Source organism: Candidatus Thiosymbion oneisti (genome assembly GCF_004359955.1).
GTDB classification, from domain to species: domain Bacteria; phylum Pseudomonadota; class Gammaproteobacteria; order Chromatiales; family Chromatiaceae; genus Thiosymbion; species Thiosymbion oneisti.
Genome location: NZ_SMSC01000213.1, coordinates 1 through 221 on the forward strand (window position 1 = coordinate 1; position 221 = coordinate 221).

The window sequence follows — 221 nt, forward strand, 5'->3', positions numbered from 1 at the left end:
GCCTCCAAATCCTTCTTGGTCGTGATGCTGGCGTCACTGGCACTGGCCTGGAAAAAGGAGCCGTCGATACCGATGGTTTCTCCACCCACCAGATCCAGTTCTCGACACAACAGGACGAAATCACGGTTCGCCGCACGCCGGGCGGTCCCGTTCACGCGCCGAAACTCAGCGCTGGTGCGGTAGCTTGGGACCAATCCCTCCAGCCGCCAGATCAGCTCCAA

The 221-nt window shown here is 60.6% G+C and carries 1 protein-coding gene; it reads right to left on the reverse strand.

Annotated elements, in window-relative coordinates; genetic code table 11:
- On the reverse strand, window positions 1-221 hold a 221-nt coding region (locus E1958_RS20720; protein WP_481752908.1), incomplete at both ends, for a transposase.